We start from the raw sequence: 26,108 nt of genomic DNA, 5'->3' as shown, positions 1-26,108 counted from the left end.
TGATGATTAGTGGGGGATGAACAAAACCCCCACTGATTAAAGTTGCACTTTAATATTCTATAGTTCTATTAAGAAGGAGTATGTGAAAAATATAATGGAGAAAAACATTCAACAAGAGAAAGATAAAGAAAAACCTGTTTTTTATGATCCGAAAGGAAGGAGAAACATAGCCTTTATTTGGTTTCTATGTATCTCAATAGTTAGTGTAAGTGTTGTATTTTATTTTTTCTTTCAAAGTATTTTTTCAACACCAGAAATTCCAAATATGAATACCGCTGTACAACAAGATACTAAACTTGTACCAATTAATCAAAAACTTAGTGATCAGCAGTTAAAGAAGGAAGCATTTAACCCAAATACCGAAACAAAGGATAATAAAAATTTGGTGAATCCGCCGAAGGATAGTAAACATCCTAAAGAAGTGTATGGTTTTTATGTAAACTGGGATGAAAATAGTACCGCTTCTTTAAAAGAAAATATCGATTCATTAACTACGTTAGTACCAGAGTGGTATCATTTAAAAGCAGATTTAACGATTAGAAGTGAGATAAAACCTGAGATAGTAAAGTTGGCAGAAAAAAGTCAAGTGAAGATTATGCCTTTGCTTACTAACTATACTGAGGAAGCTTCTGGTCCTGATAGTGGGCTAATTCATAAGTTACTGAGTTCCTCAAACGATGTAAAGACAAAGTTTATTAATGATTTAGTAATCCAAGTTAAAAAAAATCAGTTTTCAGGTATTAATATTGACTTTGAGGCCGTACCTGAAAGTGATAGAGAAAACTTAACAAATTTTATGAAAGAACTTACTAAGGAATTTCATGAACATGATTTGCTCGTTACACAAGATGTTCCAGCTAATGATAAGGCTTTTGATTATAGTGCGTTAGCAAAAATAATAGATCGAATGATTGTAATGATGTACGATGAGCACTATGGAGCGGGGGAACCAGGACCAATTGCTTCAAATAAATGGTTCCAACATACATTAAAAGAACTGAATATTCCGTCTAATAAACTTATAGTTGCTTTCGGTAACTATGGATATGATTGGGAAGTAAATAGTAAAGAAGCTGCAAAGTCTATGACTTTCTCAGAAGTTATGGCAATGGCTCATGATTCAAATATAAAAATTCAATGGGATAAGGTGAGTGGAAATCCGTATTTTAGATATAAAACAGGAGAGAAAGAACATACTGCTTGGTTCTTAGACGGTGTTACTCTTTATAATCAAGTGAAAATCGCAATGGACAATCATGCAAAGGGGTTTGCGCTATGGAGATTAGGAGCAGAAGATCCTACAATATGGAAAGTTTTAAAAAATCCTATTGAGGTACAAAAAAATCCTAATGTATTACATAAAATCAGTAGTTTAGATGAAGTGAATTATTCTGGACAAGGTGAAATTTTACAGATTGAGAATGAAAGAAAAAATGGATTGAGAGATTTTAAAGTAGGCAAAGATGATTATATTACAGATGAAGTATATCAATCCTTACCATCTGCATATGAAGTGCAACGATATGGAAAACCAAATGGGAAACAAGTAGTATTAACATTTGATGATGGACCAGACCCGAAATATACGCCAGAAATATTAGATATATTAAAAGAGAATCAAATAAAAGCTGCTTTTTTTGTACTTGGTGAAAACGCGCAACTAAATACTAGTATTGTAAAAAGAATATACGATGAAGGGCATGAAATTGGCAATCATACTTTCAAGCATCCTAACATAGCAGATACGTCTTTACTACGAACGAAAGTAGAACTTAATACGACGCAACGTTTAATTCAGGAAGTAACTGGACATTCTACGGTTTTATTTAGACCGCCATATGAAGCGGATGCTAACCCGGATTCATCAAATGAAATATTGCCTATTTTACGTGCACAAAATATGAACTATACAATGGTAGCGGAAAAAGTTGATCCCGAAGACTGGGCAATACCATCAACAAATGAATTAGTAAAGCGTGCTCTTAATCCCATTTATAAGGGAGAGGGAAATATAATTCTTCTCCATGATGCGGGAGGGAACCGTACACATACAGTAGGGGCGCTCCAAATTATTATTAAAGACCTAAAAAAGCATGGATATAGTTTTGTAACAATTTCAGATTTAATGAATAAAGAACGAGATGAAATCATGCCTCCTGTTTCTTCTGAGGGGAAGCAATATTTGCTTTACAATAAAGCTGTCTTTTCAGGGGCAGGATACTTTAAGCATATATTAACAACTATTTTTTATATTGCTATTGGATTAGGGATTTTTCGATTTTTATTCTTAATTTATTTTGCATGGAAGCAGAAAAGAAAAACGTTATCTCGCTATATTAATTCGTCCTATCAACCTTTTGTTAGTGTTGTCATAGCAGCATATAATGAAGAAAAGGTGATAGCCAAGACAATTCACTCAATTTTGGATAGTAATTATAGAGAATTTGAAGTTATTGTTGTGGATGACGGATCGACAGATGGTACGTCAAAAGTAATGAAAGAAACATTTTATAAACACCCTAAAGTTCGTTTCATTCAGAAAGAAAACGGCGGGAAATCATCGGCAATGAACCTAGGGTTTCAACAATCGCGAGGAGAAATCATTGTCACTTTAGATGCGGATACTATTATTGCGCAAGACGCCATTTCTCTAATGGTTAGACACTTTGAAGATCAGAATGTAGCTGCAGTTTCAGGTAATGTCAAAGTGGGGAATAGACGGAATTTGTTAACTACTTGGCAACATGTTGAGTACATTACAGGGTTTAATTTAGAACGTAGAGCTTTTGATGAGTTAAATTGTATTACAGTAGTTCCAGGAGCTATTGGGGCGTGGCGCAAAAAGAATGTAGTTGAATCTGGATATTTAAGCGAAGATACGTTAGCAGAAGATACGGATCTTACTATTACATTTTTACGTCAAGGGCATAGAATTGTATATGAAGAAAAAGCGCATGCTTTTACGGAATCACCTGAAGATGTGAAAAGTCTCATTAAACAGCGGTATCGTTGGTCATATGGTACACTTCAATGTCTTTGGAAACATCGAAAAGCGTTATGTAATCCAAAGCATAAAACATTAGGATTTATTGCACTGCCTAATATGTGGTTATTCCAATATGTGCTGCAATTCATTGCTCCTTTTGCAGATATATTAATGATTATAGGACTATTTAGTAGTAATCCGCTAAAAGTTTTAGGATTTTATCTTGTTTTCTTTTTAATGGATCTTCTCGCTTCTCTGTTCGCATTTAAATTAGAGGAAGAGAACCCAAAACCATTGGCATGGTTAATTTTACAACGTTTTATTTATCGCCAATTTATGACTTATGTTGTCATTAAATCTATATTCTCATCGCTTCGAGGAGTAGCGGTAGGGTGGAATAAACTAAAGAGACTGGGGAGTGTTAAACATTCCACGGAACATAAGGAGGCATCATAAAAGGGCAGACTATCTGCTCTTTTTTTCATTGGTTTTAGTTAGTTGAATGTAGAGTTGTGGTATAAAAACTGCTGCTTCTATAATGAGATTCCTATTCATCATTAATGGTGAGACATTATGTTAAGCTAATCCTTTAGTTTCGGATTAAAGTTTTTTTATATTTTTTTTAAATGACGGACACAAAAACGCATATACCTCCGAATTATATATATGGATAACATAAATATGTATATAAAAGGGGAGAAATAAGATGAAAGAAAAAAAAGAAATGTTTCAAGAAATCGCTGAGGTGTTAAAGGTATTGGCGCATCCAGTTCGTCTATCTTTAGTAAAAATAATGCTTGCAAAAGGTCCTACTAATGTAACAACAATGTATGGGGATTTACAAATGCCTCAAAGTACAATTAGTCAACATTTATCTAAACTAAAAGCTGCTAAAATGGTTACAGGTACTCGGAAAGGATTAGAAATTTATTATGAGGTAACTGACAATCGCACAAAATCAATATTAGCATGTTTAGTTTAAATGATGATTTCTATTTCAAAATAAAAAGCGCTATTCTTTTCTATGATTTTACAGAGAGAATAGCGTTTTTTATTTTTAAGGAGTATCTTTTTATATGCCTATAGAATGGAGTGAAAGGTTTATGGGTTTAAATGTACCTACTATTACCTTAGGTTCTAATGTGTCTAATAATGAAAAAATTCTCGGTTTAGGGGTGCTTCTTTATAGCTTACGTACAATTGAGATTAGAAAAAGTAGAGCGAGCGTTTAATGAGGCGGAAGTAGTGTTTATATGCGAAACTTTATAGAAATCTCATTTTTCTAATTGTATCTTTTTAGATTGATGGATGTGGGGTCACGTCCATCAATCTAAGAAAACAAGTTAGCTAAAAAATGATGAAAATAAACTTTATAGAAATAAAAAATATGAACGTAGAGGATTAAACAAAGTATATAGTGCTTTTTTAGTCATGTAATCTTTTAATCTGATGATCTTTTCCCCATTCAAACAGATTATCCATTATTTGCATTAAAGATTTTCCATATTCACTTAGTGTGTACTCAACCTTTGGTGGAACTTCTTGATATACGGTACGATAGATAATCCCATCAGCTTCAAGTTGCCGAAGTTGTTGTGTAAGAACCTTTTGTGTAATGTTTGGGATTTCTCGTTTAATTTCATTTGTTCGCATTTTTCCATCCGACAAAATACATAAAATATGAACTTTCCATTTTCCACCGATTACATCGAGTGTTGTTGCAATTGGGCAATTATCATTTTGATTCATATAACACCTCCACAGGTACTTTAAGGTTCCTATAGCACTTTAAAGTACGTACTTTTCAATTATATGTGACTCATTCATACTAATACGTAAAGGGTTGAATAATTTATAAAGGGGATGAAAAAAGATGAAAACACTTGTAATTGTAGCACATCCTGATATTGAAAAATCAAAAATTAATAAAAGATGGATTGAAGAACTTGAGAAATATTCGGATGAAATTACGGTGCATGAATTGTATAAAGTGGCACCGAATTGGGAGTTTAATATTGAAGAAGAGCAAAAGTTATTAGTAGAACATGACAGATATATATTTCAATTTCCGCTTTACTGGTACAGCTCACCACCATTATTAAAAAAATGGTTCGATGATGTATTAACATATGGATTTGCGTACGGATCTAAAGGTGATAAAGTGAAGGGGAAAGAATTTGGTGTAGCTATTTCTATAGGTGGATTAGAAAAAGACTATGAAAATAGTGGAATTACAATGGATGAGTTGACGAAACCATTCCAAGCTACATGCTTATACACAGGTATGGAATTTATACCTTCCTTTTATTTATATGGTGCAGAATATAAACTAAGTGATGAAGAGATTGATAAAAGTGCACCTGAGTATGTGCAATATGTGATGAACAAGAAGTATTCTAATATATAATGAAAAATAGCCATTTACTTGTAAAGTAAATGGCTATTTTATATTCTTTTTATATTCTTTTTATATTCACTAAGTGTAATCTTTAGTAAATTAATAGTTAATCTGGTAAAATAAAAAACCTAACATATATAAAGGGGAGTTTTACTTGAGAACGATGCAAAAATTACTACAAAAAAGAGCAATGCAATCACCAAATTTGGAAGCGCTTGTAGGGGGGAAGAAAAGATATTCGTTTCAGCAATATAATGAACGAGTAAATCAGTTTGCACATTATTTGTTACATAATGGTGTGCAAAGAGGAGATCGTATAGGAATACTATGCAAAAATAATCACCCATTTCCAAGCGTTATGATGGCAAGTTTAAAAATTGGAGCGGTATTTATTCCGCTAAATCATCAGCTGACTGTTTATGAATTAGAAACGATTGTAAAAGAAGCGAAATTAAAAGTGTTAGTTATTGATGAAGAATTTAGTGAAGTGTTATTAAAGGTTGATGCTGTTAAAGAAATTCCTTATGTAATTCAAACAACAAAAGAAGGCTTTGGTTCATTTGAATTAGAGTTGCAAAAACAGCCAACGACAGAACCGAACGTAGAAGTTCATGAAGAAGACGATGCCATTTACTTGTTTACATCAGGAACGACTGGACAGGCAAAAGCATGTGTAATTGGACATAAAAACTTACATCATTATTTTGCTGAAATTGCGGGACAAAGAGAAATCCCAGCAGGTGAACGCTTTTTATCTGTGCATCCATTGTTTCATATGAGTGGCGTGCTTTCTATTTTAAATTGTATTTATCATGGCGTTACGATGATCTTCTTAGCTGATTCGAATCCTGCTCTTATTTGGGATAAGATTGAAGAAGAGAAAATTACTACGATGCTTGCTTTCCCAGCCGTTTATAGTTACATGCTTGATGAACTAAATAAAAAAGAACGTAACATTTCAACCTTTAAAGTAGCACAAAGCGGTGGTACAAAAGTGCCAGAAACACTCATTCAAAAATATATGGAAAAAGGCATATATATGGTGCAAGGCTATGGTAGTACAGAAGGTTGGGTTGTAACCTCATGGCATCCAATGATGGGAAAAGAAAAGATGTCTTCTGTAGGAAAGACCTTGAAAAATGTAGAGGTGAAAATTGTTCACCCGGAAACAGGACATGAACTAACAACAAATGAAGTTGGAGAGATTCATGTGAAAAGTCCATACATGTTTAAAGGATATTGGAATAATGAAAAGGCGACAAAGAAGGTAGTAAAAGATAACTGGTTTAACATGGGCGATGCTGGCATGATAGATGATGATGGATTCCTGCATATTATGGGAAGATATAAAGACGTTATTATACGCGGTGGTGACAACGTATATCCAGATCAGGTAGAAGATGTTATTCATGAAATACATGGTGTTTTAGAAGTTGCAGTAGTTGGAGTTCCAGATGACTTTTGGGGAGAGGTTCCAAGAGCTTACATTGTGAAGGATGGCGAAACAACATTAACAGAAGAAAGTATTATTCAGTATTGTAAGGAGAAGTTAGCAAGTTACAAAATTCCAGAAGTGGTATTCTTAGAAGAGTTACCGAAAAATGCTTTAGGGAAAGTGTTGAAGAGGGAATTACGAGATGCAGTTCTTGTGAAATAGAAAATTATGAAACGATGGAGAACCCAGTTATGTATAAAGCATGACTGGGTTTTTATGTATCAAAAACATAATGATTTACTAGATTTTGTATTTTGTGTAAGATAATAAAGAAAATTCAATTAATATTTCGAGGGATGAAATTAAATGAAGCTATCGTTGTTAGAAGTAGAGACGGATAGACTCATTATCCGTCCATTTCAAAAAGCTGATTATGAAAGTTGGTTAGATCGATTTTCTTATTGATTATAAAAATAAAGAAATGGACAAATAAGGGGAAAAGAAAATGAAGACTATAAACGTATTTCATTACGACGCATTTACGAATAAACCAAATAAGGGAAATCCAGCAGGTATTGTATTAGAAGCAGATGGATTAACGGAAGAGGAAATGCAAATTATTGCTGAAAAAGTTGGATATAACGAAACAACTTTTGTTCTTTCCTCAGAAGTAGGAGATATAAGAATGCGCTATTTTACACCTGGTTTTGAAATGGATTTATGTGGTCATGGGACAGTAGGATCGATATTTGCCTTGCGCGAAAAAGGTTTATTAGAAGAGAAAAGTAACCTTACGATTGAAACGAAGGCTGGGATTTTACCGATACAAATAGGTGTAAATGAAAATGGAGAAACCTTTATTAAAATGAGACAGGCAGCACCTCAGTTTAAAGAATTTACAGGTTCAACAGAAGAATTAGCTCATAGTATCGGTTTAGAAATAAATGATTTAGATGTAAGTTTACCGATTGTATATGGAAGTACTGGTAATTGGACTGTAATTGTACCGATTAAAAATCTTAATGCATGTGAGAGAATGAAACCTAATAATGCTGCATTTCCATCAGTATTAAAAGAAATACCTAATGCTTCTATTCACCCAATTTGTCTAGAAACTTATGATGAACTAGCACAAATGCACGGCCGTCATTTTTCATCAGCTTACGCTGGGACGATTGAAGATCCAGTGACAGGAACAGCTTCAGGTGTAATGGGAGCGTATTATGCGGAGTATTTAGAGAAAGGTTTTGAACATGAATTGAGTTTAATCGTTGAGCAAGGACAGGAAATAAATAAAGATGGTCGTGTAACTGTTTATGTAACGAAAGGGATAGAAAACGAGAAGTTACAAATAGATATTGCTGGAACAGCGGTGTATGTGAAAGAGTTTGAAGTTTCAATATAAAGTGAAACTTTAATCAGTGGGGGTCTTACTGCCCGGTGAATAGCGGGATAAAAAGAAAGCCCGGAATACATCCGGACTTTCATTATCTGTTCAATACTTCAATGTACGAAGCATTTCCAGTTGTTCTTAAAGCGGAGCGGAAATTATTATTTTCTAACGCCTTAGCAACTTGTTGTAACTGCTGTGCATCATCATGATGAATAAGTAAGCTGTCAGCACCGCTTTCCTCTATATGAATGTGTTCGACATTTCCGATTGCATCATGTACAGCTTTTAAAAATTTAGGTTTCATATTGTCCTCCTATATGTATGTAACGTTGTAATTTAGTATTTCCTTATTTATGAAATATAAAAGTAAATGAAAGGAGAAATAAAAATGAATATAAAGCAATTTAATGAACATATAACATCACTATTTGGAGAGCATCTTCATAAATATGGCGATGATGAATATGGTTTTACTTATATAAGTAAAGATGAATTTCACAAAATCGGTTACACAACAAATTTAACGTTAGAAACTATTGAAGAAGCGTATCGAAATGGAGTCGATATGATAGTTACACATCATGCGCCGTGGAGTTTTTTATTTGGTATGGAAGAGGCTTGTATTGAGAAATTGAAGCAATATGAAATGAATCATTTTTGGATTCATTTGCCGTTAGATTTTGTAAAGTTTGGCACGTGTACATCGTTATTTAACGAAATTGGGATAGATACAATACTGGAATATTCAACCTATGAGGAAGAAGAACTACCGGGAATAGGAGAATATAAAGAAGCGATTCCTTTTTCAAACTTAGTTGGAAAACTTGAAGAAAAAATGGAAGAGAAAGTGAAGAGCTGGAGAAATCACGATAAACCAGTAAAACGGATTGCGATCTTAACCGGTGCAGGAAACAATACAAATTTGATTGAACGTGCATTAGAAAAAGGATGTGACACGTACATAACAGGTGAAAAAACATTATATACAGTGCAACATGCGAAATTTAAAGGAATTAATTTAATTGTAGGCAGTCATACGTTTACAGAAATGTTTGGTGTAGAAAGTTTGGTTCTTAAGTTAAAAGAAAGAGATAATTCAATAGAAATTACTAGATTAAATGAAGATCATTTGGAGTGAAGAAATCACATCGCATTACCATAAATGGAATGAACTTTATGATGGAATATTGAAGGAAGCAGTTGAAATGAAATAAAATTATCTTTTGTTATATTAAGATTTTTAGGAGGAATTCCCTTATGTTTGTCAAATAATAGTAAAGTTGTCTTTTGAATTAAGGAAATATTCGGAGTTGAAGGGTGAGAGAATGGACATTTCAATAATCACTGCACAACTAGTTAAGGAAAAAGTTATTTCACATTATCCAAATAGCGTAAAAGCATTAAACGGGGGAACGACAAGTACTATATATTTGTTAGATGAACAATACGTTATAAAGTTGAATGAATCGGATGTCATACGTGAAGAAGCTTATTTTCTTCAGTTTTATAAAAAGGACGAATTATTTCCAAAGCTTTTATATAAGGAACCTTTAAATCGCTATATTGTTTACTCATTCCTTGAGGGCACAACTTCTTGCAAACTAGGCCATAAACGGAGTGTTCTTAGTAAACTTGTAAAGGAAGTTATCAATAAGTATGAAGTAGCTACAGAGGTTGATGGCTGGGGATGGAAAGAAAGCCCAGTTCAATCTTGGAATGAATTTTTAACGACAAATGTGATGGAAGCTCATGAAAATGTAAGACGTTACATAAGTGAGGAAGAGTATAGAACGGTTTTTAAGTTAGCAAATAGTCCAAGTAGGGGGACTGGAATAAATCAGCCATTTTTATTGCATGGTGATCTTGGATTTCATAATTTTATATTTCAAGAGAATAAACTGCACGGTGTAATTGATCCTTTACCAGTGTTAGGAGATCCTATATATGATTTAATTTATGCGTTCTGTTCAACCCCGGAAGATTTAACAAAAGAAACAATCGATTATGCGATGAAACAATGTGTATTTCATAAAAAAGACCGTGATTTATATGAAGAAATAGTCATAGGATTATATTTGCGTATAGATACGTGTTTACGGCACCACCCGAAAGATTTAGAAGATTATTTAGCAGCTTGGCGTTATTGGATGGGTGAGGTTGAGGTGACTTTATAGCACAAATATTTTTGGGGAGATAGTGAGATGAATGTTGCAGAAGCGAAAAAGGATTTACTGTAATTCCATTGTCAGTTACAGTTGTTTATTTACTTACTTTTATAAGTTTATTAATTGAAAATAAAAAAGTAGATTATTATCAACAAAAATCAGTTTAATAAAAATATAGGGATAGGGGGAATTATGATGAAAAATTACGTTTGTACAACGTGCGGTGTGCAGTATGCAGCGAGTGTAGAGGAACCGGTGAGTTGTCATATTTGTGATGAAGAGAGGCAATATGTGAATCCGAAAGGGCAGTCTTGGACGACTTTAGAAAATTTGCAAACAGATGATACATATAAAAATGTAATAATCGAAGAGGAAAATGGACTTTATAGTATTACGACAAAACCAGGATTTGCGATCGGTCAAACGGCATTTATAGTGAAAACAGAGTCATATCGTTTACTATGGGACTGTATTACGTATTTAGATGAAACGACAATTGCGAAAATAAAAGAGCTTGGTGGATTAGATGCGATTGCATTGTCTCATCCTCATTATTATTCAACGCAAGTAGAATGGGCAGAGACATTTGATGTACCAATTTATATACACGAAGATGATAAAGAATGGGTGATGCGCCCAAGTAGTCGTATTATTTATTGGTCTGGTGAGTCTTTACAATTAGCGGATGGGATTACTGTACATCGTCTTGGAGGACATTTTAGTGGTGGTTCTGTATTGCATTGGGAAGAAGGTAATGATGGAAAAGGGATTTTGTTAACAGGTGATATTATTCAAGTTGTAGCGGATGAGCGGTGGGTAAGTTTTATGTATAGCTATCCAAACTTAATTCCATTACCAGCGAGAAAAGTGGAAGAAATGGTGAACCGAGTGAAGCCGTTACAGTTTAATCGTTTATACAATGCTTTTCATCGAGTAGTAAAAGAAAATGCAAATGAGGCAGTTGAACGTTCTGCTGAAAGATATATAAAAGCAATAGAAGGAAAGTTGTTTCATACGTAAAAGGAGAGTAGCTTAATGAAAACGTTAGTATGCTTTGGAGATAGTATTACAGCTGATGAAACATTTTTTGATGGAATGCCGAGATTAACACCACGTTTGCAAGAGATGTTTCCGAAGTGGAAAGTAGTGAATGCAGGTGTTCCAGGGGATAATACATTCGATGCGTTAAATAGGATTGAAGAAGATGTAATATCATATAAACCAGATTTCGTAACAGTTTTTCTTGGTACGAATGATGCGGTTTCTTTTTCTCAAGTGTCATTACAAGCATATAAAGAAAACTTAGAGAAGATTGTGAACCATATTTCATCAGATAAAGTACTACTGATTAGTCCTGCACCAGTTGATGAAGAAAGACAGCGTAATAGAACAAATAGAGTGCTTGGTCAGTATGCAGACGTGGTGGAGAAAGTGGCGAGGGAAACAGGAAGTTATTTTCTAAACGTATTCGCTGAAATGATTCAAGAACGGGATTATAAAAGATTTGTAGAAAATGGTGAAAAAGATGGATTACACTTTGGACCAGAAGGCTATGAGTATGTAGCGAGGTTAATTGGTGAAAAGTTAAAAGGAATTTTATAAGGAGCAAAGCACTTAGTGTTTTGCTTTTTCTTGTTTTTTTGCAGTCTATAAACTTATTCACCGCTGTAATTTGCACAGATATTTTGTTTTTTTATATGCGTAAAAGGTTAGCTCTGTTTTAAAGTAATATAAATTTATTTTTAAAAATTTATATTTCGTAGTTGAAAATCAATAAAGGTGTAACTATAATAGTTACAGTTAGTTTGTTATTTTGAAATATACACATTGAATTACAAGAATGAAAGGAGTTTTTATGTAAATCAAAAAGTTATAAAAATCTATTAATTTTTATAATAAGATAAAAAGCTTTTCGGTTCATACACATTATTAAATATGTTAATTCTAATAGAAAACTAGAGGTGGAAAGATGAAAAATTTTAAAGGTATGTTGATATCATCACTTGCAATTACAACTTTTGCTGGGGTAGGTACGACATTTGTAACAAATACAGTACATGCTGCCAATAACGATTCTAGTAAAATACAATTTCGTTCTAATAAGAGTATAAACACAACAACTAGCTCGAGATTGCCTGTATTATCAATCAATCCTTATGATGAACCTAGATTTTCGAGACAGGGATATCTTGAAGAGGCACCTTTAGGAATTAATGCTCCTTATGCTTGGGGAATTAAAGGAGGAGATGGTCAAGGAGCAACCTTTGTAGATTTGGAAGAAGGCTGGTTATTAAATCATGAAGATTTAGTCGGTCAAAATATTGAATTTATGTCTGGAAAAATGAGTAATGATCTTTCTCACGGTACTTCAGTTCTAGGTGTTGTTTCTGCAGCTGACAATAGGATTGGGAACATTGGGATTGCACCAAAAGCAAAGGCAAAAGTAATTTCAGTGATCCGAGATAATGGGAGAATCGATGTAAGAGATGCTATTTTAAGTGCCGTAGATTCTTTACAGGCTGGAGATGTTTTATTAATAGAAGAATCCTTTAAATATGATGGATATGGAGATGACCCTTTACCAGTAGAAGTATACCCGAGTATATTTAACGCAATTCGTAAAGGTACAGATAAAGGTATTATTATTGTAGAAGCAGCTGGTAATGGTGGGATTGATTTAGATAAATTTAAAGACCGTAATGGTAAACAGATTTTAAATCGAAATAGTCCAGACTTTAAAGATTCAGGAGCTATTATAGTTGGAGCATCTACTGCAAGAGTTCCTCATAAACGTTTAGGTTTCTCTAACTATGGTAGTAGAATTGATGTATATGGTTGGGGAGAGTATGTTGATACATTAGATACATATCAAAATCAAAATAGTAAAGGACAAAAAGTTACAGATCAGAGTATAATGAATCGTTATACTTCTAATTTCCGTGGTACTTCTAGCGCTTCGCCTATAATCGCTGGGGCTGCTGTATCAATTCAAGGGATTGCTAAAGAACATTTAGGTAAGGCATATACACCAAAAGAATTGAGAGCAATTTTAAGTAATCCTAATACAGGCACAAAATCTAATGACCCATCATCTGATAAAATAGGGGTTTTACCAGATTTAAAAGCGATTTTGTCTAACCTTGGTTTTCATAGTGATTTAACTACCAATGATTCTATGGTATTTCCAGATAACGTAGAAAAAAATGAAGGAAAAGAAAATTCAACTTTCGTATTTCCAGGTGAAGAAACAAAAAAAACAGGGGATAAAAATTCAACTGTAACATTCCCAGAAGAAGATTTAAAACAGCAAGAAAAAGAAGAGGGATTAATTGTTTTTCCTGATTAATAAAAAAATACTACCTTCCATTTGGAGGTAGTATTTTTTATTTCTTGTCATTAACAAGCAGGCATGAAATTTGTATTTGTTTATCTTTCATAATGAACTTAACCACAAAGTCGAATGTTTGACTGTTAATTAACTTTTTCGTCTCAATCAATTACATGAATCAATCTAGAAATGCTTGCTGCAATGCTTTCAGTCCATCGCTGTATATACCATGAACCAGATTTATTGCCTCTTCATCACTAACTGCAACAGGAGTGAACGTACCAGACCACTCTACTAACGATGTGTTACTTTCAGTACCTTCTTTAACTTGGATTGTAGATAAATAATTAGTGACCGGGAACGGTGCATTCATGATTGAATACGTGTAGTAGCGTTCCTTATCATTGAATACTTCTAAGCGTTCTATAATTGTTTCACCATCTGGATTAGCTAGATGACGTACACGACCGCCTTCAGTTAATTTACTGCTAGGTATATAAGGTAACCAGTCTGGAAGGGAGTTGAAACCTCCGATTAATTGCCATACTTGTTCAGTTGATCCGAAAATTTCCATAGATATAGTAGTATATGCCATGTTCATTACGCTCCTTTTCATCTCGGTATTTACGGGTAAATAATCAGTAGAGAATAAATCGCCCCACTGATTAAAGTTTCACTTTATAGGTCCATAACTTATAGTGAGAACGAATTTTATCGTGGATTTTTTATTTAATATATAATTATAAATTTAAAACTATATACTTTTAATAATTAAATTATATAATAAATATAGAAACGAAAATTTATGAGCAAGGAAGTTGAAAAATATGACATTAACAATGGGCTTTATTGGATTTGGAAAGTCAGCTAACCGCTATCACTTACCTTATGTAAACACGCGTAATAATATAAAAATAAAAACGATTTTTGTACGTCAAATAAATGAAAAATTAGCGGCCCCATATAAGGGAAAAGGTGTTTACTTCACTACTGATTTGGACGAATTGTTGAATGACAAGGAAATTCAAGTGGTGACGGTCTGTACGCCAGCACATACGCATTACGAATTAGCGAAAAAAGTTATACTTGCTGGAAAATCAGTTATCGTTGAAAAACCATTTTGCGATACAGTGGAACATGCGAAAGAATTATTAGCTTTAGGACGAGAAAAAGGTGTAGTAGTTATGCCTTATCAAAACCGCCGTTTTGATGGTGATTTTTTAGCTGTGAAGCAAGTAATTGAACAAGGATTCCTTGGTGATATTATTGAGATTGAATCACATATTGATTATTTCCGTCCTGGTTCAATCACTCATGAAGCTCCAAAAGAAGAAGGTTCATTTTACAGTTTAGGTATTCATACGATGGACCGTATGATTTCACTATTCGGCCGTCCAGATACGGTTACATACGATATTCGTAATAATGAAATGGAAGGTGCGGTTGATAACTATTTCGATGTTGGTTTACATTACGGAAATCAGTTGAAGATTAAGCTGAAAACGAACCATGTCGTAGCAAAAGATTATCCACGCTTTATCGTCCATGGAACAAATGGATCATTTATTAAATATGGTGAAGATCAGCAGGAAAATGATTTGAAAGCGGGGATTATGCCTGAGAGTGCAGGGTTTGGTGAAGATTCACCGATGTACTATGGAGTTGCTAAGTATCGTAATGCAAATGGTGACTGGATTGAAAAACAAATTAAAACGCCACTTGGTGATTACGGTCGTTTCTATGATGCCGCGTATGAAACAATTATAAATGGTGCACCAAAACTTGTGAAAGACGAAGAAGCGGTAACGAATATTGAAATCTTAGAAAATGGATTTGCTGCCCCATCACCTTCAGTTTACAAACTTGAGGCTTTACATTTGAATGAATAGAAGAGAGTTTGCAGTATAAAGGAGGTATGAAAATGGCAAGCGGATCAACACAAGTAAAATACCTCGGCATTTATCAAAAGATTAAACAGCAAATTTTAGATGGTGAATATAAAATCAACGAAAAAATTCCGAGTAGCCCCGTCCTTGCTGAAGAATTTGGTGTTTCAGCCCTTACTATTAAGAAAGCGCTGGATCTATTAGTTAGAGATGGCTACATCATCCGCCGGCGCGGAAGTGGAACAGTGGTGCAAGATTGGCGTCAACAGGAAAAGGCACGAATGATTCAAACTTTAACGGGTACGAAAGCTGTATACGGCAGTGAGGTAGAAAGTAAAATTATCGAGTTTGCGATTGTTGGGGCTGATGAAGTAGTTGCTGAGAAATTGGGAGTTTCAATCGGTGATTTCGTCTATAAAATCATTCGCCTCCGCATCATTCACAGCATTCCGACGATTATGGAGCATACATGGATGCCAATTTCGGTTATCCCAGGTGTTGGGGCTTCTGTTTTAGAGGAGTCGATATACTCACATATTCAAAATAAACTTGGTCTTGAAGTAGGGACATCTGTTGTCAGGGTTAAAGGAATTCGCCCAGATGATAGGGAAAAGCAGTTTATGAACTTAACAAATCAGGATTTCCTAATGCGAGTTGAACAAGTAGCTTATTTAACGGATGGACGAACTTTTGAATATTCTTATGCAGATCATCTACCCGAAACCTTTGAGTTTGAAACAGTCATTACTGCAAAAAATTATAAAGAGATATAAAAATCGGTTGAGGCAAGTATTGTCTCAACTGCTCCTATTATACGTTAATAGAATGAATCCAAGACTTAACATTTGATTTATAGAACTGTAAAGTTTAAAATTACAGTATAGTTTTTAGAAGTGAGTTGTTATCGTCTGTAAAATGTAGATAAATTAAATATTCTCGAATAAATAATATTGCTTGTATTTGATTCTAAACTGTAATTTTTTTTAATACATTTCAATAACCGATGTTTAAAATGTACGTTTCATAACATTAAAGGAGTGAGTTAAATATGGTAATTCTATATACAACAGCAAGCTGTGCCTCATGCCGAAAAGCGAAAGCATGGCTTGAAGAGCATCAAATTGATTATATTGAAAAAAACATCGTATCAAATTCTATGACAGTTGATGAGCTTAAATCGATTCTTCGTTTAACTGAAGAGGGGGCTACTGAAATTATTTCAACTAGATCCAAAACTTTTCAGGACTTAAATATAAATATTGATGAGCTCTCGCTAAATGAATTTTATACATTAATAATTGAGCATCCACTAATGTTACGACGCCCAATTATGCTGGACGAGAAAAGATTGCAGATTGGTTTTAATGAGGAAGAAATTCGTAAATTTTTACCACGTAGCGTTCGAACGTTTTTGAACATTGAATTGCAAAAATTGGCCAATTAATAAGTAGTATTTTTAGAAAAAGTTTTTTGAAAGGAGGAAGCAGAAGATGATTGAAGTATGTGTTACAGTTAATTATAATGATAGAAATTATCAAACAAATGTTATTGTGAGTAAAGATACGATTTGGACAAAAATTAAACAACTGGCAGAAGAACAAGTGAAGAAACAGTGGAGTGTTTAATTTTATTTTCAACTTAAAAAGCTAAATGAAGTTATCAGATATAGGTGGGACCGGATAGAATATAAGAGAATTAATTTTTTATGGCAAGAAGTATTCTATATGTTTTAACGTTCTAACCTATCTGTAATATTTATGGCTACAGTTAATATATGAGAAACAATATTTTTGATCGTAGGAGGAAAATCATGAACAGCGACTTTACCTTGGCCATACACAGTTTAACTTATTTAGCTTTACAGCCAGATCGGATGTCAACAAGTAATGCTATTTCAGAAAGTGCAGGTGTACATCCAGTACGCATTCGCAAAGTACTAAGTTTGTTAAAAAAACATAAGTTTATACAATCGAAAGAGGGGACTGGTGGCGGTTTTATTTTCGCTCGCGATTTAGATGAAATTAATCTTTGGCATATTTATCAGATAACCTCTGAAGGTGCTTTGCAGCCGAAGTGTCCAGAATCAAACAATCAGTGTGTTGTAGGTTCGAACATGCGAAAAGTTCTTTTCGCTATTTTCTTAGGTGCTGAAGAGCATCTAGGTGAATACTTAAAGAATTATACAATGAAAGAAGTTGTTGACCTTATCAATCAAGAGCGTTAAGCGGCTTAATTATTATATAGCCGTGAGTTCTTAACACTTAAATGTAATGAAAAATATTACAGTATAATTGTTTTTATATATTTTTTATTGTCACAAAAAATATTTATAGGAAGGTGAAACGGTATGATGTCAAATAATAATCATGTTTTAAAAGTAGGAGATTGGGTTCGTGGAATATCAAATGAAGGTGAATTAATAGTTGGTTATATTGTATCACTTGATGATGTAGAGGATATAGTTACAGTTAGTATTGTGAAACGTGACGGCCAGTACACAATAAACGAAGCGATTTTACTCTTTAGTAAATACGTTAACAAACTCCCTGAATCAAAGGTAATAAATAAGGAACAAATCCTTTATCTTATAGATCTTGCATTATTAACAGGGGATGAAGAATGGTTTATCGAGCTTTCTTCAAAATTAAACTCGATAAAAGAGCTAGTTAATGAGGGATTTTAAAATTTAAACTTTTGAGGGTGCACACAATCCGCCTTATGGAGAGGACACAATTACTTTTCGCATAAAAGGAAATGATGTAAAAACGATTCATTACAAACATAGAGATATCCCTGAAGAAGAGCCGAACAAACTACAATTAAGATAATATTGAAGTGATTTGTTTGTGTATTCCTGATAACGATAATTATGTAAATGAGCTGTCCATATGGGGCAGCTTTTTTGTTTTTTACTCAGTGTATCTTTTTAAAATGTATATGAATTCAATATTAATAATATATATCCTAAAATTTGGTTTTTTTTATTTTGGAATTTTTTCTTTTTACCTACATTAATTATTTATTAGAATATCTTTTATGTTTAAAATGAAATTTTTTGATAAAGGGGATATAAGTATCTTTATAATGAGTAACCTAGAAAAACAATGTATTATTGTATTTTTTTACTAACTAATTCAGCTTTAAGCGATAAAAACAATGGCTACATGCTAACTGTAAAATATTATCCATATAAAATTATTCCACTTTAATATTTCTGAAAATATAAAAATATTAATTTTATAAATATACACGTTATAATGAGGGCGTCGAGAGAAATTTTATTATCTCTGGAGAAAATATAAAAAATGCGATTATTAGTAAGAAAGGTGTGTGATTAGAGGCGAAATGTATGTAATGTGCTTCAGTGGCTTGTGTAAGCAATATCATCAGTGCTACCGAAGTTATGAAAGCAATGTATAGAATTGAGAAAGAAACGCCTCGCAAATGAAGAGAGGCCGGTTTAGCTAAAATTACTTTTAAAAGTAAAAAAGAGAAACCATTAAAGTAATACACTGTTATTAGAAATGTTGCAACGTATTTATGAAGTCTATTCTATATTGTTCTCTTAAGAGGTCTTTATATAAAGAGCGGATATTACGAGTAAACTTTTTTGTGAACGCTAACAATTATATTAGGACGCTAACTAGCGAATGTTTCAATTTGGATTCATTATGATGAAGGACATACAAAGTGGGGCAACTTGTAAGGAATTCATTTTCCGAAAAGGGAATATTTGTTAGGTGTAAAGAGAGATGCAGGAATAGATACAAGGGGGAGTTATTATATGAACGGGAATACTGCAAAGAAAATAGAAGTTCAAGCTGAAAATACCGCACGAAAAAATGAGCAATATGCAGATCCGAAAAAGTGGCATAAGCAGGATACTACATGGGCACTCAGTCTATTTGGAACTGCAATTGGAGCAGGGGTGCTCTTTTTACCGATTAATGCAGGTTCAGGTGGTTTATTATCTTTACTACTAATTACATTACTTGCATATCCAGTTATGTATTACTCACATAGGGCGCTTGCTAAAATGATATACGCTTCTAATTCTGCTGATGAGGGGATCACAGGTACAATTAGAGAGTATTTCGGAAATAAAGCGAGTATCATTTTTAACATCGTATATTTCGGTTCAATTTATACAATCGTACTAATGTATTCGGTTGCGCTTACAAACACTGCAAGTAGTTTTATCGTGCATCAATTGCACATGCCAGAACCTCCAAGAGCTATTTTATCACTTGTATTAGTTCTTGGTCTTATCGCTATACTGAATTTTGGTCAAGATATTACTGTAAAGGTAATGAGTATGTTAGTGTATCCTTTCATAGTTTCTTTACTTTTTATCGCAATATCTTTAATTCCACAGTGGAATACGTCAATGCTTAGTTTTTCAGCTGTTTCAACTGCTTCAACAGGAACAGGCTATTTTGGAACGATATTGATGATTCTACCAATCATCGTATTCTCATTTAATCATTCACCTATGATTTCATCATTTGTTGTGAAACAGAGAGCTACGTATGGAATCGAAGCCACTGATGCTAAATGTGCGCAAATACAAAAGGTTTGTTATATCATGACATTCGCTGTTGTTATGTTCTTCGTTTGGAGTAGCGCATTGAGCTTGACTCCAGATGATATAAAAATGGCAAAAGAACAAAACTTATCAATTCTTTCATATCTTGCTAATGAGCTTAATTCGCCTGTAATCACTATTGCAGCTCCAATTATTGCTTTTGTGGCTATTACAAAGTCTTTCCTTGGCCATTATATCGGAGCATTTGAAGTAATGCGTGACATGATTATTAAGTTCGGTAAATCACGTGGAAAAGATATTGAAGAAAAAACAATTAAGACAGTAATCCTTACTTTTGTTGTATTATCATGCTGGTTTGTTGCTTATACAAATCCAAGTATTCTTGGACTTATTGATTCTCTAAGCGGTCCATTAGTTGCTGCTATCTTATGTCTATTACCGATGTATGCGATTCAAAAAGTGCCGGTACTAGCTAAATACAAAGGGAAAATGAGTAACGTATTTGTTATTATTGTAGGTGTACTTACTGTCTTAGCAAGTATTAAATCATTATTCTAATTCACTACTGTTGGTTTTAGTATCAAAATAGTTGGATCTGAGAAAAGAAGGAGCAAGTTTTGAATAGTTTTTTTCAAAACTTGCTCTTAAAATATTCTAATGAATTAATTTTACAAATAAGTTTATTCATATTAGTCATCTAGCATTTTGGTTATATACTCATCCAATATTATCAAGACCTAAATCGAGAAATTTTAAATATCAAGCGCCTAACGTATTATATATCCCTAATATGTTAGGCGCTTTTATTTTGGATAATAAATTTTGAACCTGAATTTGAATAGTATCTCTATTTGATGCTTATTTAATATTGTAAAATTTGTATTGAAAATTCGAGGTTTTAAAAGTACCATATACATATTCAAACATTTGAAGATGTATATGGTACTTTTGAAAATTGAGGAAAAGTAACGGAGGGATTTCAATGGGAAACGAAATGCAACAATTTAAAGCAGATTTCTTTAAAGCCTTAGCACACCCTTTGCGAATAGGTATCTTAGAATTATTGTCAGAAGGTGAAAAAAGCGTAAACGAAATTCAAGATATTCTAAATAAGGAAGGTTCAGCTGTTTCTCAGCAATTAAGTGTACTACGTTCAAAAAACATTGTTGTTGGTAGAAAAGATGGAAAAAGAGTTTTATATTCTTTACGAGACCCTATTATTGTGGATTTATTGGTGGTTGCACGGAAGATTTTTAACAACCATTTAATCGATACGATTTCAATGTTAGAAGAGCTAGATGGAGCAGAAACTGAAATGATGGCTAAGGAGGGATAGGTTGAGTATTGAGGTTAAGAAAGAAGATATCATCCAACATGGGATTGAAACATTTTGCTCATTAGGAGCTCATTACGTTTGTGAAGTTTGTATAAAAAGTGGAAATTCTTGTTGTTTTTCATGCCAACATTTACAAGATGGAGTTGGATGTCGAAAAAGAAATACTGCTTGTACAGCTTGGTTATGTGGAATTCAAGGTTTTTTATTTGATCAAATAGGATTACTGGATGAATGGAATCGTTTTTGGAGTGAAATTCCAGGACAAATGTTTCGTAGAGATATTACTCCAGATAAGGTAAGGATTAGATCGTTTATTGATACGAAGAAGCTAGATAGTCGAGCCGGAGAACGTCTAGCAGAAAGATTGAAATCCTATGTACAACAAGGTGGAGATATAGGTGAATTGGAGTGTCATTTAAGTAAAACATATAGTAAATATTAGGATGGTTTTTCTTTTTGCGAAAAGGACAATTTTCTGTATAAGGGACCGAGAAATACATTTGTAATCCAGATCTATTAAAAATAGAAAAGAAGGGTTTGTAATGAGAAAGTTATTTACAGGAAGGTTTGAAGGATATTCATTAGCACATTTTCAAAAGGATCTTCTTTCAGGAATGATTGTTGGAGTTGTTGCGATTCCACTTGCTATGTCTTTTGCTATTGCCTCTGGTGTTAAGCCAGAGTATGGGATTTATACAACCTGTATTGCTGGAATACTCATTTCACTGTTTGGTGGTTCGAAGTATCAAATTGGAGGACCTACAGGTGCTTTTGTTCCGATTCTTTTAGGAGTTGTAATTACCTATGGATACGAAAATTTACTACTCGCGGGTTTGTTAGCTGGAATTATTTTATGTCTTATGGGAATCTTCAAGCTAGGCTCTTTAATTAAGTTTATTCCACGTCCTGTAACAATTGGTTTTACTTCAGGTATTGCTGTTATTATTTTTACGGGACAAATTGCTAGTTTTTTAGGTTTAACAGGTATAAAAAAGCATGAGGAATTTCTAGCGAATTTGAAGGAACTCTTCACTCATATCAGTACTACCAATTTTTATAGTGTTATAACTGCTTTGATTTGCTTTTTTGTTATACTCATAACACCAAAGATTTTACCAAAAGTGCCTGGTTCATTAGTAGGTGTTGTTATTTCAACTGTAATTGCAACTGTATTTTTCTCAGGTTATGTACCTACTATTGGTACAGCATATGGTACGATTCCAAATACACTTCCTCAGTTTGATATACCAGAAATCACATTAGAACGTATAAAGCAGTTAATTGGTCCTGCATTTGTTATTGCGATGCTCGGTGGAATTGAATCACTTTTATCCGCTGTCGTGGCAGATGGTATGACAAATAGTAAACACAACAGTAACAAAGAGCTTATCGGTCAGGGGATTGCCAATATTGTTACCCCGTTATTTGGCGGAATTCCGGCAACTGGAGCGATTGCACGTACAGCAACTAATATTAAGAGTGGAGCTGTATCTCCGATGGCGGGTGTTATTCACGGAGGATTTGTGTTATTTACACTTCTACTGTTAGCGCCATATGCTTCACATATTCCACTTGCTAGTATGGCCCCGATTTTAATGGTGGTAGCTTGGAATATGAGCGAGCAGAAACATTTTTATCACATACTTAAAATGAAGACGGGAGATTCTCTTGTATTATTGGTAACATTTTTACTTACTGTATTTACTAGTTTAACAACAGCTGTAGAGATTGGTCTTATATTAGCTATTATTTTGTTTACAAAACGTATGAGTAATATGCTTGTCATATCAAAAGTGCTTCCTGATCATACAAAAAGAAATGAAAAATTGCTACCACATGTGGTAAATAAAGCTCATGATTGCCCACAAATTAGCATTTATACAATAGAAGGGCCATTATTTTTTGGGGCTGCTCAAACATTTGAACAAAATATTTTAGCGACTATTCATTATAAACCTAATGTTTTAATTTTACGTATGGGAAAAGTTCCTTTTATTGATACCACAGGAGAGTCTTACTTTAGGAATATTGTTCAGCACTTCAAAAAACAAGGTGGCGTACTTCTTATTTCTGGAATTCAATCAGAGCTAAAAGCCAATCTAGATAAGAATGGATTGTACGCTGAGATTGGGGAAGAAAACTTTTTTAATCATACCGGAGAAGCAATTAATTGTGCTTTAGGACATCTGAATACAAAAAAATGTATAGGGTGTAAGCATTTTGCTTTTCATGAATGTACAGGGCTTTCTCAGCAATCTCAGGAAATCAATACAATAAAGAATAAAGAAAATGCATTAGATTTTTAAAAATTTCACTTCACATACAAAGTTTGTTTGAGTTAATCTACTTTTTTAATCATTTTATTAAAAAAGTAGAGAAGAAGAAAGTTTGCTTTGGAGAATGTGGAGAAGATTTTTTACAAGGTGTGAACAAGTAGTTTTTTTATACATTCAACAAATAAGTATCAAACAGCAAGAAGAGAATATTTTCCGTACATTTAAACGAAAAACGGAAATTAAAAATAATATTTATTTAATAGAATAAACGAAAACGAGTGGAGGAAATAAAAATATGCCTAATTTACCAAATTGTCCAAAATGTAATTCAGAATACACTTACGAAGATGGGAATCTTTTTGTTTGTCCAGAATGTGCTCATGAGTGGACTTTAGAATTAGAAGCTGAAAATAGTGAAGATACAAAGGTAATTAAAGATGCAAATGGAAATATTTTAAACGATGGTGATTCTGTAACAGTAATTAAAGATCTTAAAGTAAAAGGAACTTCATCAGTTGTAAAAATTGGTACAAAAGTAAAGAGTATCCGATTAGTTGATGGAGATCATGATATTGATTGTAAAATTGATGGTTTTGGAGCTATGAAATTAAAATCTGAATTCGTTAAAAAGGTATAAATACAAATTTTGTTACATCAAAATTTGTTTGAAGTTAATGAATATACACTGTTTTTCAGCTGTACCCCGTGCCCGACAACTTAAGAATTTCGAATTACTCCGAAATGATAAAATGAACTTTTTGGTTATGATTCAGCAGATTTTTTTTTGAGTACCATGAAATTTTAGCTTGCTAGCGATATAGTACTGCCGAGCTATTTGAAATAGCTATAAGACTATTCTTTCGATGGTATGATGAAAGATGTGGAAAAGGAATAGGTCTCAATCAGACCTCAATATTAATCTTCACCATTAGCAACAAAAAACCACCTCTCATAAAGGTGGTTTTTCAGTATTAATATATTTTAATTAATCACGTCTAAATGGACCTTTTGGAGCAATTAGCTCTAAATTAGTACCATCTGGATCACGGAAGTAGGCAACGCCTGTGCCAAATCCAGATTTCTAGCCGTCTTCTTGAAAGATAATTGGTTCGTCATATGGGTACTATCCTATGCCCATCAAGCTAACAAAATGGATTGCCTCTGAAACAAAAATGATTTTTATTACTATAAAAAACGTAAAGTATCTGTTTTTAGAAAAAATTAATTTTTATAAATTGATGGAGATATAACTCAATTCTTTTATATATGTAGTTAAATATGATTGTCAGAATGAACTTAAAGTAATTATGATTTCTAGAAATGCGAACTGATGTTTTGAATTGGTTTAAAGTTGCTGGAACAAAATAAAACCAATTGAGCAAAAAAACTTGCAAAAATAAAAAGAGAGATGTATATTAATTGATGTATCAATAATTGATACATCAATTAATATTTTAACAAGAAAGAAAAGGAACATTTTATGAAGGAAATGTTCGTAAATATCAGTGGAGAAGAACGAAAAATACTTATTCATGTTCTATTACAGATGCAAAAAAATGTAGAGAATATTAAAGAATAGAGAGTGTAGGGGGCAGAATAGTGTGGAAATAATCGCAGCTATTTTAGTCGGGATCGTAGCATTAGAACATTTGTTTATCATGATCCTTGAAATGTTTTTTATTGATTCAAAAGTAGCGAAACGTGCTTTCAAATTACCGAAGCATTTAGAAGGAGATCGAAACGTAGCCATTATGTTTGCAAACCAAGGTTTATATAATGGATTTTTAGCGGCTGGTCTCATTTGGGGACTTGTACTTGGGCTCAATCCAATTGGTTATATGGTCCAATTATTTTTCGTGATTTGTGTGGTGATAGCAGCTATTTTCGGAGGTTTCACATCTAATAAATCGATTATTGTGAAACAAGGATTTCCAGCTGTTTTAGCACTGGTTGCCCTTTTATGTATGATATAGAATCAAAGTTTCTCAATAAAAGAACTCATTTTTGAAAAGAATACGCTATTCTTTCTTTAGAATTATAGGAAAGGATGGCGTTTTTGTATGTCTATTTCTATACGTAGTGAATTATGACTATTCCCTCAAGGGACTCAACTGCTTTTCAGCTTTTGGATATACTTTCATCCATCTTTGTTTCCTCCTATTGTTGGATAGTGTAATAATTGATAAAAATTTTGATGAAATTGGATTATAACGATTGATCAAAAAAGTTAGTGATTAAAAATATTATTCTTTAGTACATACATTTTTAAGATGTTAAATATATTTCATAATAGTCTCTGTAAGATAGGGATAAGTAGAATAGTACTTTTTATAACTTTGAATGTCATTCATAATAGCAC

At 33.2% G+C, this 26,108-nt stretch carries 26 protein-coding genes and 4 pseudogenes; 26 read left to right on the top strand and 4 right to left on the bottom strand.

Going from position 1 to position 26,108, the window contains the following annotated elements:
• The first annotated feature begins 94 nt into the window (after nucleotides 1-94).
• The 3 genes from ES895_RS19910 (at nucleotide 95) to ES895_RS29360 (ending at nucleotide 4,218) form a co-directional block, all read left to right on the top strand.
• Complete coding sequence (locus tag ES895_RS19910) at nucleotides 95-3,442, top strand: trifunctional glycoside hydrolase family 18/polysaccharide deacetylase/glycosyltransferase family 2 protein (protein ID WP_135238600.1); 3,348 nt, start codon at nucleotides 95-97, stop codon at nucleotides 3,440-3,442.
• A gap of 250 nt (nucleotides 3,443-3,692) precedes the next feature.
• Complete coding sequence (locus ES895_RS19905) at nucleotides 3,693-3,968, top strand: ArsR/SmtB family transcription factor (protein ID WP_000660066.1); 276 nt, start codon at nucleotides 3,693-3,695, stop codon at nucleotides 3,966-3,968.
• A 94-nt stretch (nucleotides 3,969-4,062) separates the two neighbouring features.
• Nucleotides 4,063-4,218, top strand: a complete 156-nt coding sequence (locus tag ES895_RS29360; protein ID WP_002098201.1) for a hypothetical protein — start codon at nucleotides 4,063-4,065, stop codon at nucleotides 4,216-4,218.
• Nucleotides 4,219-4,411: 193 nt separating this feature from the next.
• Here ES895_RS29360 and ES895_RS19900 read toward each other — a convergent pair whose 3' ends face one another.
• A complete protein-coding gene (locus tag ES895_RS19900) occupies nucleotides 4,412-4,735 on the bottom strand; it encodes a winged helix-turn-helix transcriptional regulator (protein WP_001072981.1) in 324 nt (107 codons plus the stop codon).
• A 124-nt stretch (nucleotides 4,736-4,859) separates the two neighbouring features.
• Here ES895_RS19900 and ES895_RS19895 point away from each other — a divergent pair, with 124 nt between their 5' ends.
• The 4 genes and pseudogenes from ES895_RS19895 to ES895_RS19885 all read left to right on the top strand — a co-directional run bounded on the left by ES895_RS19895 (nucleotide 4,860) and on the right by ES895_RS19885 (nucleotide 8,224).
• Nucleotides 4,860-5,393: an NAD(P)H-dependent oxidoreductase gene (locus tag ES895_RS19895; protein ID WP_000855231.1), complete on the top strand. Its 534-nt coding sequence runs from the start codon at nucleotides 4,860-4,862 to the stop codon at nucleotides 5,391-5,393.
• A gap of 154 nt (nucleotides 5,394-5,547) precedes the next feature.
• A complete protein-coding gene (locus ES895_RS19890; RefSeq protein ID WP_205687983.1) occupies nucleotides 5,548-7,041 on the top strand; it encodes a class I adenylate-forming enzyme family protein in 1,494 nt (497 codons plus the stop codon).
• Between the two features lie 144 nt (nucleotides 7,042-7,185).
• Nucleotides 7,186-7,278, top strand: a pseudogene (locus ES895_RS29615) (GNAT family N-acetyltransferase); the annotation flags it as partial.
• Nucleotides 7,279-7,324: 46 nt separating this feature from the next.
• Complete coding sequence (locus ES895_RS19885; protein ID WP_000849316.1) at nucleotides 7,325-8,224, top strand: PhzF family phenazine biosynthesis isomerase; 900 nt, start codon at nucleotides 7,325-7,327, stop codon at nucleotides 8,222-8,224.
• 82 nt (nucleotides 8,225-8,306) lie between these two features.
• Here ES895_RS19885 and ES895_RS19880 read toward each other — a convergent pair whose 3' ends face one another.
• Entirely contained in the window at nucleotides 8,307-8,516 is a 210-nt protein-coding gene (locus ES895_RS19880) for a hypothetical protein (RefSeq protein WP_135238585.1), read from the bottom strand.
• 84 nt (nucleotides 8,517-8,600) lie between these two features.
• On the opposite strand from ES895_RS19880, the gene ES895_RS19875 reads away from it, so the two are divergent.
• The 6 genes and pseudogenes from ES895_RS19875 (at nucleotide 8,601) to ES895_RS19855 (ending at nucleotide 13,723) form a co-directional block, all read left to right on the top strand.
• Complete coding sequence (locus ES895_RS19875; protein WP_135238584.1) at nucleotides 8,601-9,350, top strand: Nif3-like dinuclear metal center hexameric protein; 750 nt, start codon at nucleotides 8,601-8,603, stop codon at nucleotides 9,348-9,350.
• Nucleotides 9,351-9,537: 187 nt separating this feature from the next.
• A complete protein-coding gene (locus ES895_RS19870; protein ID WP_000355251.1) occupies nucleotides 9,538-10,386 on the top strand; it encodes an aminoglycoside phosphotransferase family protein in 849 nt (282 codons plus the stop codon).
• A gap of 41 nt (nucleotides 10,387-10,427) precedes the next feature.
• Nucleotides 10,428-10,544, top strand: a pseudogene (locus ES895_RS30245) (DUF7010 family protein); the annotation flags it as partial.
• A 25-nt stretch (nucleotides 10,545-10,569) separates the two neighbouring features.
• Nucleotides 10,570-11,397: an MBL fold metallo-hydrolase gene (locus ES895_RS19865; protein WP_003284929.1), complete on the top strand. Its 828-nt coding sequence runs from the start codon at nucleotides 10,570-10,572 to the stop codon at nucleotides 11,395-11,397.
• A 15-nt stretch (nucleotides 11,398-11,412) separates the two neighbouring features.
• A complete protein-coding gene (locus ES895_RS19860; RefSeq protein WP_000855202.1) occupies nucleotides 11,413-11,979 on the top strand; it encodes an SGNH/GDSL hydrolase family protein in 567 nt (188 codons plus the stop codon).
• 367 nt (nucleotides 11,980-12,346) lie between these two features.
• Nucleotides 12,347-13,723, top strand: coding sequence for a S8 family peptidase (locus ES895_RS19855; RefSeq protein WP_135238583.1), 1,377 nt, complete (start codon nucleotides 12,347-12,349; stop codon nucleotides 13,721-13,723).
• Between the two features lie 160 nt (nucleotides 13,724-13,883).
• Here ES895_RS19855 and ES895_RS19850 read toward each other — a convergent pair whose 3' ends face one another.
• On the bottom strand, nucleotides 13,884-14,300 hold the full coding sequence (locus ES895_RS19850; protein WP_000332045.1) for an SRPBCC family protein: 417 nt from the start codon (nucleotides 14,298-14,300) through the stop codon (nucleotides 13,884-13,886).
• Nucleotides 14,301-14,532: 232 nt separating this feature from the next.
• Here ES895_RS19850 and ES895_RS19845 point away from each other — a divergent pair, with 232 nt between their 5' ends.
• From ES895_RS19845 to ES895_RS19790, 12 genes and pseudogenes are all read left to right on the top strand, one after another.
• Entirely contained in the window at nucleotides 14,533-15,594 is a 1,062-nt protein-coding gene (locus ES895_RS19845) for an oxidoreductase (RefSeq protein ID WP_135238582.1), read from the top strand.
• A gap of 32 nt (nucleotides 15,595-15,626) precedes the next feature.
• Nucleotides 15,627-16,364, top strand: a complete 738-nt coding sequence (locus tag ES895_RS19840; protein ID WP_086403312.1) for a GntR family transcriptional regulator — start codon at nucleotides 15,627-15,629, stop codon at nucleotides 16,362-16,364.
• Nucleotides 16,365-16,639: 275 nt separating this feature from the next.
• A complete protein-coding gene (spxA, locus tag ES895_RS19835; RefSeq protein ID WP_000236189.1) occupies nucleotides 16,640-17,035 on the top strand; it encodes a transcriptional regulator SpxA in 396 nt (131 codons plus the stop codon).
• 46 nt (nucleotides 17,036-17,081) lie between these two features.
• On the top strand, nucleotides 17,082-17,216 hold the full coding sequence (locus tag ES895_RS19830; RefSeq protein WP_000573532.1) for a BA3454 family stress response protein: 135 nt from the start codon (nucleotides 17,082-17,084) through the stop codon (nucleotides 17,214-17,216).
• Between the two features lie 185 nt (nucleotides 17,217-17,401).
• A complete protein-coding gene (saiR, locus tag ES895_RS19825; RefSeq protein ID WP_001083465.1) occupies nucleotides 17,402-17,815 on the top strand; it encodes an Rrf2-family transcriptional regulator SaiR in 414 nt (137 codons plus the stop codon).
• A gap of 123 nt (nucleotides 17,816-17,938) precedes the next feature.
• A complete protein-coding gene (locus ES895_RS19820) occupies nucleotides 17,939-18,274 on the top strand; it encodes an IDEAL domain-containing protein (protein WP_097999235.1) in 336 nt (111 codons plus the stop codon).
• Between the two features lie 7 nt (nucleotides 18,275-18,281).
• Nucleotides 18,282-18,419: pseudogene (locus tag ES895_RS19815) on the top strand (DUF3888 domain-containing protein); the annotation flags it as partial.
• Nucleotides 18,420-19,375: 956 nt separating this feature from the next.
• Entirely contained in the window at nucleotides 19,376-20,695 is a 1,320-nt protein-coding gene (locus ES895_RS19810) for an aromatic amino acid transport family protein (protein WP_001014190.1), read from the top strand.
• A gap of 424 nt (nucleotides 20,696-21,119) precedes the next feature.
• Nucleotides 21,120-21,473 (top strand): ArsR/SmtB family transcription factor, encoded by a 354-nt coding sequence (locus ES895_RS19805; protein ID WP_065703588.1) that lies wholly within the window; start codon nucleotides 21,120-21,122, stop codon nucleotides 21,471-21,473.
• Between the two features lies 1 nt (nucleotide 21,474).
• Nucleotides 21,475-21,915, top strand: a complete 441-nt coding sequence (locus tag ES895_RS19800; protein ID WP_098348176.1) for a DNA mismatch repair protein — start codon at nucleotides 21,475-21,477, stop codon at nucleotides 21,913-21,915.
• Between the two features lie 100 nt (nucleotides 21,916-22,015).
• A complete protein-coding gene (locus ES895_RS19795; protein WP_070756814.1) occupies nucleotides 22,016-23,779 on the top strand; it encodes a SulP family inorganic anion transporter in 1,764 nt (587 codons plus the stop codon).
• 265 nt (nucleotides 23,780-24,044) lie between these two features.
• Nucleotides 24,045-24,386 carry a zinc ribbon domain-containing protein YjdM gene (locus tag ES895_RS19790; RefSeq protein ID WP_001133198.1) on the top strand — a complete coding sequence of 114 codons (342 nt, stop codon included), beginning with the start codon at nucleotides 24,045-24,047 and terminating at the stop codon, nucleotides 24,384-24,386.
• A gap of 348 nt (nucleotides 24,387-24,734) precedes the next feature.
• On the opposite strand, the pseudogene ES895_RS19785 reads toward ES895_RS19790, so the two are convergent.
• A pseudogene (locus ES895_RS19785) lies at nucleotides 24,735-24,869 on the bottom strand (VOC family protein); the annotation flags it as partial.
• 481 nt (nucleotides 24,870-25,350) lie between these two features.
• Between ES895_RS19785 and ES895_RS19780 the strand changes: the two are divergent.
• Complete coding sequence (locus tag ES895_RS19780) at nucleotides 25,351-25,722, top strand: DUF1304 domain-containing protein (protein ID WP_000402470.1); 372 nt, start codon at nucleotides 25,351-25,353, stop codon at nucleotides 25,720-25,722.
• Nucleotides 25,723-26,108 lie beyond the last annotated feature (386 nt).

The organism is Bacillus sp. 007/AIA-02/001, from assembly GCF_004634455.1.
GTDB classification, from domain to species: Bacteria; Bacillota; Bacilli; order Bacillales; family Bacillaceae_G; genus Bacillus_A; species Bacillus_A cereus.
Note: the sequence above shows the minus strand (reverse complement) of the source record. Positions and strands in the feature narration are given on the sequence as shown.